Raw genomic sequence first — 10855 nt, forward strand, 5'->3', positions numbered from 1 at the left:
ATTCCAGAAAAACACTGATCGTGCACTGGCCACCCTGGGCTTTATCACCCTGGGTCTGGTGCTGGTGGGGTACCCGCTGTACCTGTTCTGGCTGGGGCAGGTTGATCTGTTTGCTAATCCGCTGGGTCTGTTTGACTACCACGGTCGTCTGATGCTGGCCCGTCTCGGTCTGTTGTTTGCCGGTCTGGGCGTTTGGGTGATGGCTGCCACTCGTGGTAATAACTCATCGGCAGGTCTGGCAGGGGTGAGTACCGTCCTGGTGCTCACCGCTGAACTGTGTGGTCGTATCTTCTTCTATGATCTACATCTGTCGTCTATGTGATCAATATAATTATTATGTAAGCGAGTAAATGCAGGACACCTGCAGTTATAAGCACAATAGCCTGAAAATCCCTATACAGGGCTTTTCAGGTTCTGCTGGTTCTTTTTACCCTCAACTGTTCACCGGTTTTCTCTCCAGAAACTTCGCTTTAGACGTTTCAGGTTGGCCGGTTCCAAACGCTGGTCTTCACCGACAAGGCATTCAGAACCGATGCACACCTTCATTTCTCCGCCTTTGGAGATCACAGAGGGTTGAGGCGCAATGGAGCGACTGTTCAGTATCATTCTTCGACCGTGTGAGCCCATATTCTCCATAACGGATACATTCAACACGCTAGTACCATCCTCAATATTCACGGCATAAAAATAATTGAGCCCGACGCCCGGATTACAGCTGTTAGAGGACATTTGAGGAACAAAAGAGCTAAACAGCAGCATGCCATTGATCAGTGAGGCCCGGCCCAGGATTTTCTCGCCGGGATCTTCCAGTCTCATATACCAGCCAGCAGCTCCGCTCAAAGAGCCCAGTGCCGCATTTTTATCCCACTGGTTACCGTGTTGAATGATGTTGGAGGTCGCATCGTACAGTGACCACTCAGTAATGACCCCACCGTTGGCATACCGGTAAGTGGTCGGCTTGTTAAAGATATTGCGGTCACGAATTACATACATACGATCCTCCACCGCCGTATTCATGGGGCTGGGGCGGGTACCGCTGCCTATGGCGATATTGAGATATTCGCGATTGCTGTCAACGGCTACAGTGGGTGCCTCAAAAAAACGCCGGGCATCCACTTCAGACTCGCCTGCCAATTGGGCAATCAGACCACCATTGGCGAAATTCCAGGACCCGGTGTTATCGGGATTGATATCAATACGGAACACCTGACCGCCAATATCCACTGCATAAAAGTAATCGGTCAGGCCATCCTGGTTGATATCAACCAATGTCAGATCTGCCGGAATACTGTATTCCATTTCCGGGATGCTCAGGTTACCGTTTTTGCCGGCATGCCAAAGCATTTCACCGGAATAGGCATCGACCATATATATTGCCCGGCCTATGTCGTTTTCCTCAATTTCCGCTTGCTGGTCAGCATCTTCGTCATAGCCCCCGCCAAACAGCAACACATACCGTTCAGACCCCTGCCACTTGACCTTCGTTAACTGCGCCTTTGACCAGGTTTGTCCCAACTCCGAAAAGTCGGGATTTCTGGATGGATCGTCGTCAGCCTTGTTATTGGAATCCACATCCCCTTTGATAACCCATCTAAGCTTCGGGGTATTCCGGTTAGTGACGTCCAGAGAATAGATATTACTGCCTCCCCTGCGCATGGTCAGGAATAAGTAGGCATGCCCATGACCGTCCGTTATGTTGCCATCGCCGTTCCAGTCCCTGAAAAAGACAGTTATCGGTCCATCCATGCCATATATTTTGGCTCTGCCAGGGTCGGGCTCCGGTGGTGGAGCTGGCCATTCATGCCTGGGCCTGATATCACAAACAGTGTCGCCGACCAAGTGTGGAAAGTTGTAATGCCATTTACAATATTCAGGATGTGCACACCTTGCTCTTGACCAATCCCAATCGCATTCATCATCGTTCGTGGGTGTCGGGGGGATAAGACGACAACTCTCGCTCAGGTTTAAATCTCCCCACTCAAACCTTTCTTCACAATAACGGGCCGGCACACAGGCACCGGGTACCTGGTAATTCCACACACACTGTGAATCCGATGTTGGCGCACCGGATATCGCCGGGCGAACCGTCCCCTCCCGGTACATTCGCAGGTTGCCCAGCAATTTCTTGGGAATGAACGAGAAAGTAGTGTACCCACTGGTATCCACAGCATGGAGAAAACCATCATTGGTGGTAAAAAAAATGGTTTTATCCACATCACCATGCCACCCCCAGGGGTTATAAGTAACAATGACCGGCTGAGTATGAATAGGGTCACCCATACTGAACCGTGGTTCTATCAACACACCATCGCCATCGTCGTCATCAATATCAATGCCCCGTGCCCACTGCAGCAGCGATATTTTCTCCAACATACCAGTAACGCCCAGAGTACCGTCAGGAAAAGAAACAAAATTGCCTTCGTTGACCCTATTCGAATCGCTTGACAGCTCCACATCCCTGTCGCCAGTTAAATTGGTATAAATCGGTCGCGCCGGATCCAAAAGCGATGCAGCCCCACCGGCTGTAACGACTTTACCATCCGGTGCAGCGCTCCAGATACTCTGGGCATTGTCAGAAAAAAAGCCAGTCACCGGATCAATGGCCAGATTCCCGTTGGCATCATATATCTGATTATCATCACCCAAACGGTAACGTTTCAGGTTGCCCGTCCAGTCTGGTCCGGAGCTAGGGGCAAAAACGGTGTAGTAAAGTTCATCGGTGGACTCAAGGGAGTTAAACGCATTGACGGGGACGGTCGGTGAAGCAAATGAGGTGGATTCCGAATTGACCCGAACCATAATATCGGCAAACGCCTGACTCAGCTGGTTAGCATCCTCTGCCCGGTAGTACTTCCCGTTACCGGCCCTGACGGAATTGGACAGTACATCTGACGACCATTGATCCATTTCACCAAAGCCAATAACGCTTAATAAGACGTTCTGGTCGCCATTAAAACCGCTGTGAATATCATGATTGGCCATATACCAGATAATTTCATTAAGGCATTGGTGACAATCGTGGTACAAATGACTTGGTATGGTCTTACCCGCGATCATCCGCTCAATGTCAACATCAGCACTGGTATCATAGGAAGGTGCGCCATCAGTCAGCAAGATGATATTGTTCTTTTGGCATTCTGTGACAATGGGGGAACGATAATTCGCGCCTGGATTCCAATAGGCACGGAAATCGCTGCCAAAGGGGTTCGACGCGAATTTTGTGTACTGCCCCGAAAAATAAAGGTAGGCTTCATACAACGTTTCAGCCATTGGTGAAAAGCCGTTTGGAATCAAACTATCAATGGCATCCATAGCCCCCTGTCGGCCCGTGTCAATATCTTCAGATGCGAATATAACGCGGCCGCCCTCATCATAGTTAAATCTCATTACACTGATGTTGATATTCTGTGCATCACTGATAAAGTCCTTGGCCACTTGCTTGGCTATATCCATGCGGGAGGGGCCAGAATACTGACAATTCCCAAAAACACCACATACCTCGGGCCTCGCGAACATGCTCGCTGATGTATCCATAATCAGCATCACATTGGGCTGGGCTCCAGTGGGAAGGTCGGCAACAAACAGATCAATATCATTTGCCGCCAGTTCACAAGATAAAATCAGGGAGAGCAGAAAACACGCTGATGTCCTTAACCATCGAGAGATGGTCTGCGAGTATTCTGAATATTCATATTTTGAATGATCGTTGCTAAACATTCCTGACATTTTTATCCACTGTTCTGTTGTTATGCCCAGCCAATGCTCATATCTACGAAGGGTGATACTTTTATCAGGCAATAGCAGAATTGACAGTTCCTTACTCCGGTGCCGAACCCTGCGGTGGTGTGATCAACAGAACTTGCAAGACTTGAGCCGTATTTTCAATCCAGATCACCAGCGCAGGCTGCTCCGGGGAGTCCCGGGACTCCTGCAAGTCCTCCAGGTCCCGCAAGTCCTGCAAGGTTGCCTTCTGACTACCACCACCCAGTCTGCCCACTTGCAACCGCTGGTCAAAGACCAATCGTTTTGGCAGACAGGTTGCACAGGGGTAGGCCCAGATCAAGCCACTGGACTCATTGCGAAATTCAACTTCTATCTTGCCGAACTCCTGGTCAACTTGCCTGCCCGCTGCGTTGCCATGGACCGCCAGGCATGACAGCCATATTCCTGTCATGGCAGCCAATAGCCAGTAGCGGACATGACTGTCATGGTGTTTGCTCAGTAACATAAATCTCCCCCATGCTCTGGCCTGACCGGGCAAACTTCATTGATGGCATTGTTCTCTATCTGGTAAATCAGACCAGAACACTGACTCCCAGAACCAGCTTCTTCCCACTGACGGCAGCAGCCGTCATGTACTGATCAATATCGGCAGTCCCCCCGGAAACAACACCATTAAGCACCTGCAACCGTGCCAAGCCATGCACCGGGGCAGCGGCATTATTTCCTGGCCTGGCGGAGATATAGGGTGGCCTGTTTATTCAGCCAGTTGACCGGTTGCTGGTTGTTCCTGAAGTGCAGGGGAGGGTTTATCAATGCGTTCAATACCCCATTGCTCCAGCTTTTCTTTCCATGTTTTTCGAAAATCCGATGAAGTCTTGATCTTTCCCAGTGTCAATAGAGGTTGAGGCATTTCTTTTCTCAGACACTCGCCAACCAGATTCATAAACCATGCGGAGTTTTCAGCGGCTTGTGCAAGGCTGTCAAACCCTTTAAGACTTTCACCAAGGGCGTTCAAGTGCTGAAGGTCATCAAGCATTGATTCCCGCACTTCCTGCTCCCGCGCGTACCGGGAAGCAAACAGTCGTGACTTCATCAATCCACCCGATCGACAGGTTTGCAGTGCAGGTTGATCCAGTATTTCAGTCGCTTCAGACAGTACCTCCTTCACGGAATAATGGTCTTTAAACCGAACCAAAGGGCGCTGGCGCTGATCCGATGGAACGGGAAAACTTTCCCATATTGAAGCTATGTATTCCTGTAGCTTCTGATTCTTGAACTTAAGCGAGTTCTCTTCAGCCACCAGCATTTCCAGGCTGAGTTTTTCAAGGTCATCAGCGGTGCTGGCAACACGAAATTCCCGATAATCGGACAACCCCACAGGCTCTTGCCAACAGGAATCAAAACGAAAAATCTCTTCAGCAACACGCTTGGTTATTGTGCATTTCTCAACTGCGAGCCCATTCTCCTGGCGCAGTCTCTGAATGTTGCCCGCCAGCTCTTTTTTTAAATTTTCTTCTTTTAGTTTTTTTTCTTCCAATGCTTTGTTTCTTAATCGTTCCTCACTATCGGTGCGTTGAAATTGACTGACGCCGGGAGGGCTGTTGTTATCACAAGCCGTCTCAGGCTGCACTGACGAATCGGCAATCCCCGGGGCTTTCATATGCACTGACCAGGTTCTTTTTGTCATTGCCGGAGACAACGACAAACCCAAAGGCTCAAGACTTTTTATTAATTCCTTTGCTAATTTTCCACCCGCCCCGTGCCCTTCCAGTAAACTTGCTATTTCTTCTGCAAATGCTTCAAATGTTGGCCGCATGTGTGTCACTGTAACGGAAAGCTCGTCCTCAGTGCTTTCCGACAGTCTGAAGACAAAATCTTCCGGGTTTCCTGCCAGATAACCCATAAGATATTGGTAATACTGGCAACCCTTCTGCACATAGGCATTCAGGGCGTTTTGATAGTGTCGGGCAAATACAGGGATGTTTTTCCTGTACACACTTTCAGCAGTTTCAGAGTCGAGGTAGTTCTTACTGGCAAGTTTCCTGAGTCTTTGTTCGCCAGCCTCCCGGAGTTGTTTCAATGGCTGTTTCAGTGCTGACGACCCTGTTATTATGTTGTCCTTGTCTTGTGCCCGCTTCCTAGCAGCTGACACTGCTTTTGCTATCTTGCCCTTAAATAGCCCTTTACCCGGTTTCGATTCCCCACCTGATTGAATATCCAGCATCGGTGTAGACATATTTGCACTTGATGCCGCCTGCTGACTGAGTGATAGGTTATTCATAAACTCCGGACTCGTGAATGCACAATAATTATTATCAGCTTCAATTATTATCAGTTTCGCCTGATCAAACCCTGATCATCGGTAATCAAGATAGTCAGAAAGAAAGAAAACGCCCATATTTTCCCGGCAGACAAACTCTTCAATCAGGTTGATCAGGGTGCATGAAGGTAAGTAGTTAACCAAATGAAATCGTATTTTCTGACTAAGTGGACAGTCGCTCCCGGCAACTGCTCCTGCGTTGCTCTAGCTCCTGCATCCATGCAGTCGTGCGGCGTTACAACTACGGTCACATAGCTACGGCTATGCTCCCTACGTTGTGCCTTGCATAGTAACTGACCACTTAGCCAGAAATATACGATTCCATTTGGTTAACTACTTAAACGTAATCATCATTTCAGGCTTAAACGAAACTAAAGAGGCAGGGATAATGAACTTTGACTATTAGAAATTGTCACAAAGTGCGTTGATACAAATTTAAGATCAACTTTAAAAACAACAGTGGAGTCATTTGTGGATTCAGTCAATGCACCAGCTACAGCGACCAAATCAAATTTTCAATGCCCTTTTTGCTTAGAAGATGATTTGGAAGCCCGGTTTAATGATTTTGTCGTGACCCATTGTTGCAAACAACCCTTTCACTTCGATTGCATGGAACAGTGGAAAGCCAATGAATTAAGCATTCAGGGCAGGGAGGCCTGTACGGTTCCCGTCAAACCATGCCAGACTTATTTGAGCTGTATGCATTGCCGACAGAATGCCCTGCCTGTCGTTAATCTGAACACCCTGGCTTATAGCAATAGCCACAGCACCGGTTACTGTTTACCGGATCTTGCTGACTTTCTGAAAAAGCGTACTAACAGTCGGCAGGCAAGCTCATCCGAAAACGATCAGGGTGGCGCAGAGGGGAGCAATAACAGCACAACAACAATGGCAAGCGGCTCAACGAGCTTGCCAGCAAGCTCAGTTAATGATGCGAGTATCAGGGGCAGTGAAGACCATATCATTCCTGATTTACCGACCCTGGTCAGTCAGGGGTTGAAGCGCCGTCATGAAGATTTGCGCTCTGGAATTGAAGAGCTACTGGCAGTTCAGGCCTGTGTCATTGGCGATCAGGACATGCTTCAGGAGATTGCACAGCAAGCTCCGCATATTTTTAGCACCACTCAGGAAACTGTCCTTTATCAGGGACCTGTACCTCTGGCTCTGGTGGCTGCTGAACATAATCATGAAACGTGTGTTAAGAAGATGGCCGTTAACCCGAACATGTTTCGACAGTCACTGACGCATGCCCTGGAAGACAATGATGAAGGCACATTGGCAATGCTGATCAGGAGCGATAAATTGGGGTTTGCCGATTTGCACCTGCTCCGGGCAATTGAACGAAAGGACAAGAAAAAGGCGAAATCGCTGTTGGCCGCTGGCGTTGATCCCTATCCGATAGCCCAAAATGTCATTAGGGCTGACCACAGCCCGGCAATGATAAATTTCCTGCACAGCATCGGACTCAGTGGTGGCAAGATTGTTCTCATGGCCGCAAAGGCAGGGAACAGGGTGCTGCTAGGTGATTTTAAGGAATCGTCTGAGCTTCGCAACATCATCAGGGATGGCCATTTCATTGAGGCCATAATCCTTGCTGCACAACAAGAACACCGCGGCGCATTGCGGGAACTGACAGCGTTTGTGACGCTGACAGACGCGCTGTGCATCTGTGTCCGTGCGCATAATGAACCCGCCATTGCTGCGTTGCTCAAATCGGGGGCGTGTTTGGTGGATGCCATGGTGCAGGCCGTTTCTAAAAGTCAACTGGAACTGTTTGAACAATTACTGGCCAGGAACATAGATGACGGTGGTCACTATTTAAGGCTTGCTGCACAAAGTGGTGATGAAGGACTGGTACAGGCCCTGCTCAATGCCGGCATTGATGCCAGTGGCGGGGATGGTCAGGCTGACACGCCACTGGTTATAGCCACACGCAATAGCCATGCCAGGGTGGTCAGTATGTTGCATAACGCTCTGGGGCCTGACCAACGAGTCAATATTATTGTCCGGTCGACCAGGGAAGGGACTGAAACGGAATTGCGATCACTGCTGGCTTCCTACCCGGGGGCGGGACAAATGTTCCGTGAGATGCAGCGGGTCATTAGTTATTTGCGTAATCAACCTGGCTACGGTGAACCGGCTATCAGACGGCTGTTAGATAAAATGGATGTCGGTAAAACAGTGACCATTCTTTCTGAAGCCCTTAAGAATAACGATGACAAAATGCTGGCAACGCTACTGGCGGTCGGGGTCGATCCTAATATCACTGATTGCAATGGCTTGCCTTTGCTGCACGCTGCTGCTGACAGAGGAGACCTGCAGATGGTTCAGCTATTGCTGGAGAGGGGGGCAATAGCTGATCTGCTGAATATGGAAGGGAAAACTGCCTTTTCCATTGCTGTCCGAAAAGGCTATAAGTCGATCGCTAACCAGCTGATCAAAGCGACAGGTGGCGTAGATATTGAAAGTGAAGTAACCGCAGCGGTTGGTCGGGCAGACGTTGAAATGCTCAGGCCTTTGCTGGGTATAGCTGACCTTGGTGGCACAAAGTTCCGGCAACTGTTCCGTCAGGCTGCTGTGAGTGAACAGCGTCAGGTGGTCAGTGTCTTCGCCACGCAAACAACCTTCAGCGTTGAGATTGCCTTTGCCATGGCGTTTGGCGATAACGAGTTGAAGGTGGCTGATGAATTTCTCAAGGCCGGTATGGATAAAAGCCGTTGCTGGTCGGCGTCGGGTTTGCTGATAGCGGCAGCACGCAAGGAGGAAGAGAAGGTTAAAATGCTCATGCACAATGGTATTGATCCTGCTAATGACATTAAACTTGCGGCACAAGCCCGGGAAACGGAAGCCCTGTCAGTACTGCTATCGTCTTTTGATGATATTGAAGCAAGAAACAGCCAGGTTAAGGCACTGATTTTCAGTGAGGTGGACAATCCGCCAGTGCTCTCATCGCTGGTGGATGTTGAGCGTGAGTCCGGAGCTGCTGGTCTCAGGACTATCCTGGTGTCGATTTTGGCCATGAGCAAACAAGTCCGTACCGATCTGGAGAGTGTGCTGACAGCAAAGCAGATCATTTTGGCTGAGGACAGGGATGCAAACAGAAAGGGGAAGCCGGAAGATTCCCCCGCCCTTAACCGACAGGGAGGCAGGCAGCGGGATATAGTTGAGGAGCCGCCGGGTCATGGCAATGTGAGGATAAAATCCTGTGATGATGCTATCAATGACCATCAGACTCATCTGGAAAGGAATGAAGCTGTTATCCGGGCATTGATTCGCGCCGGAGCCGATCTTGATATCACCGACGAGACCAGGGGCTCTCTCCTCTCTCAGGCAATACAGGAGAACTGCCATGACAGTGTCCGGTCCATTCTGGCTTTCTTGACACGGTCAGGCCCGACTGCCAACACCCCTGCTGCATCGAGCCAACACTCCGGTGGTTACATCAACAGAGATCTTTCAAGGGTATTGACCGATGCTTTGGTGTTGGCCATTGGTCTGGACCGGCAGCCAATGGTCAAGCTGCTGCTGGACGCGGTGCATGGGATGAAACATGTTCAATGGGATCTCTCCCGGCTCAATGGCACTAGCGACCTCCTGCTTGGTGTTGCCCAAACGGGAAATATCGATCTGTTGCGAGAACTCTGGCAACTGGGTGTCCGGGCTACCCCGAGTCTGATTCGGATTGTGCAGCGTGTAGACGAGAACAAGCTGCACCAGTTTGTCAGGGCCGGGATTAAACTGAACGCTGCGGATGTTGGCAGAGGTCTGCATCCGTTGCTGCTGGCCGCCATTATGTTCGCTGAAAATAGCTTTACACGAGTGGTGCGTTCCATTGTCTCGATCACTGACAATGTTGACGACGTTATTTGTGACCAGCAACTGACATTACAAGAATCGGTGCGGTCAAAGCTTTGGCAAATTGTGGCTGAACAGCATGACCGCATAATGAGTGTGCTGGTTCGCGCTGCTGATGGAGGAAATCACCGACTTTTCGAGACACTCGCGGGCAACCAGGAGATGGCGGATCCCCTTGGCCGATGCCTGAGCGATGCGGCACGCCGTGGCCATCGCAAGGTGGTCAGTGAACTGATCAACATTGATGTTGATATCAACTCCGAACCGGAGGTATTTCTGTATGACGTAGCCCTTGAGCATCCCGATATTGCCAAAATGGTGGTGAACTATTGGGCAGGAAAAGCGAACAGAAATCTCCCGGTTATTGTCGAGTCAGCGCTTACTTTGGCAACAGAGAAACTGACGGAGCAGCCCAGTGCTGATCGGCAGCAGACAGAGCAACTTTGTCTCTTTTTAAAGGGCTTGCTGGGAAACACCGTGCCCTCTCAATCGACAGACTATCAAAAGCCCTCTGGCGTAAAAAGGCACTAATCCCCATACAACCACCAGAGCCTCCCTGGCTCCGGAGGCTGTTGTTATATAGATAGCCAAAGCGGCTTAAGGAACTTCATCCTATTTGTCTGGTTTTGCGTAAACGCTTTGGTAACACTTGGGTCGCTCTCTCTGCTGCTCCTGATAAGCGGGTTCTCTGCGAACAACCCTTTCGAGCTCAGCGGTAAAAGCCTGTTGCGAACGATGGTAATGCTCCTTGCTGACATATCCCGAGTCCATGCAAGCTTTTATTTCTTCTAACTGCGCCTGTCGTCTGGCAAGACGGCTTAGTATTTCAGTAAAAAGATCAGCGACGGTTTTGTCATCGGCCCCGTTGCGACGGACTCCGTTGAGTTGTTCCAGCAATTCATCCCGTTTATTTGCCCATTTGGTCGGCTCGGCCCACACGGCTTCTGCTATGACGTA

7 protein-coding genes are annotated in these 10855 nt (G+C 49.8%); 2 read left to right on the forward strand and 5 right to left on the reverse strand.

Annotation, left to right across the window (positions count from 1 at the left end; translation table 11 throughout):
* Nucleotides 1-322 (forward strand): DmsC/YnfH family molybdoenzyme membrane anchor subunit (locus ACO6V1_RS20065; RefSeq protein WP_422468202.1); only part of this gene is annotated, 322 nt, incomplete at its 5' end.
* A gap of 119 nt (nt 323-441) precedes the next feature.
* On the opposite strand, the gene ACO6V1_RS20070 is transcribed toward ACO6V1_RS20065, so the two are convergent.
* From ACO6V1_RS20070 to ACO6V1_RS20085, 4 genes are all read right to left on the reverse strand, one after another.
* A complete protein-coding gene (locus ACO6V1_RS20070) occupies nt 442-3726 on the reverse strand; it encodes a pilus assembly protein (protein WP_422468203.1) in 3285 nt (1094 codons plus the stop codon).
* 91 nt (nt 3727-3817) lie between these two features.
* On the reverse strand, nt 3818-4228 hold the full coding sequence (locus tag ACO6V1_RS20075; protein WP_422462169.1) for a hypothetical protein: 411 nt from the start codon (nt 4226-4228) through the stop codon (nt 3818-3820).
* Nucleotides 4229-4295: 67 nt separating this feature from the next.
* Nucleotides 4296-4418 (reverse strand): hypothetical protein, encoded by a 123-nt coding sequence (locus ACO6V1_RS20080; RefSeq protein WP_422449837.1) that lies wholly within the window; start codon nt 4416-4418, stop codon nt 4296-4298.
* Between the two features lie 59 nt (nt 4419-4477).
* Complete coding sequence (locus ACO6V1_RS20085; RefSeq protein ID WP_422468205.1) at nt 4478-6004, reverse strand: hypothetical protein; 1527 nt, start codon at nt 6002-6004, stop codon at nt 4478-4480.
* A 510-nt stretch (nt 6005-6514) separates the two neighbouring features.
* On the opposite strand from ACO6V1_RS20085, the gene ACO6V1_RS20090 reads away from it, so the two are divergent.
* Complete coding sequence (locus ACO6V1_RS20090) at nt 6515-10429, forward strand: ankyrin repeat domain-containing protein (RefSeq protein WP_422468207.1); 3915 nt, start codon at nt 6515-6517, stop codon at nt 10427-10429.
* Nucleotides 10430-10510: 81 nt separating this feature from the next.
* Here ACO6V1_RS20090 and ACO6V1_RS20095 read toward each other — a convergent pair.
* On the reverse strand, nt 10511-10855 hold a 345-nt coding region (locus ACO6V1_RS20095), incomplete at its 5' end, for a hypothetical protein (protein WP_422468209.1).

The organism is Endozoicomonas sp. ALC013 (assembly GCF_049310205.1).
Lineage (GTDB): Bacteria > Pseudomonadota > Gammaproteobacteria > Pseudomonadales > Endozoicomonadaceae > Endozoicomonas.

Excerpts from the sequence above, each read along its gene's own strand:
- ACO6V1_RS20085 (WP_422468205.1), bottom strand. The coding sequence starts at position 6,004 with ATGAATAACCTATCACTCAGTCAGCAGGCGGCATCAAGTGCAAATATG.
- ACO6V1_RS20070 (WP_422468203.1), bottom strand. The coding sequence starts at position 3,726 with ATGTCAGGAATGTTTAGCAACGATCATTCAAAATATGAATATTCAGAA.
- ACO6V1_RS20075 (WP_422462169.1), bottom strand. The coding sequence starts at position 4,228 with ATGTTACTGAGCAAACACCATGACAGTCATGTCCGCTACTGGCTATTG.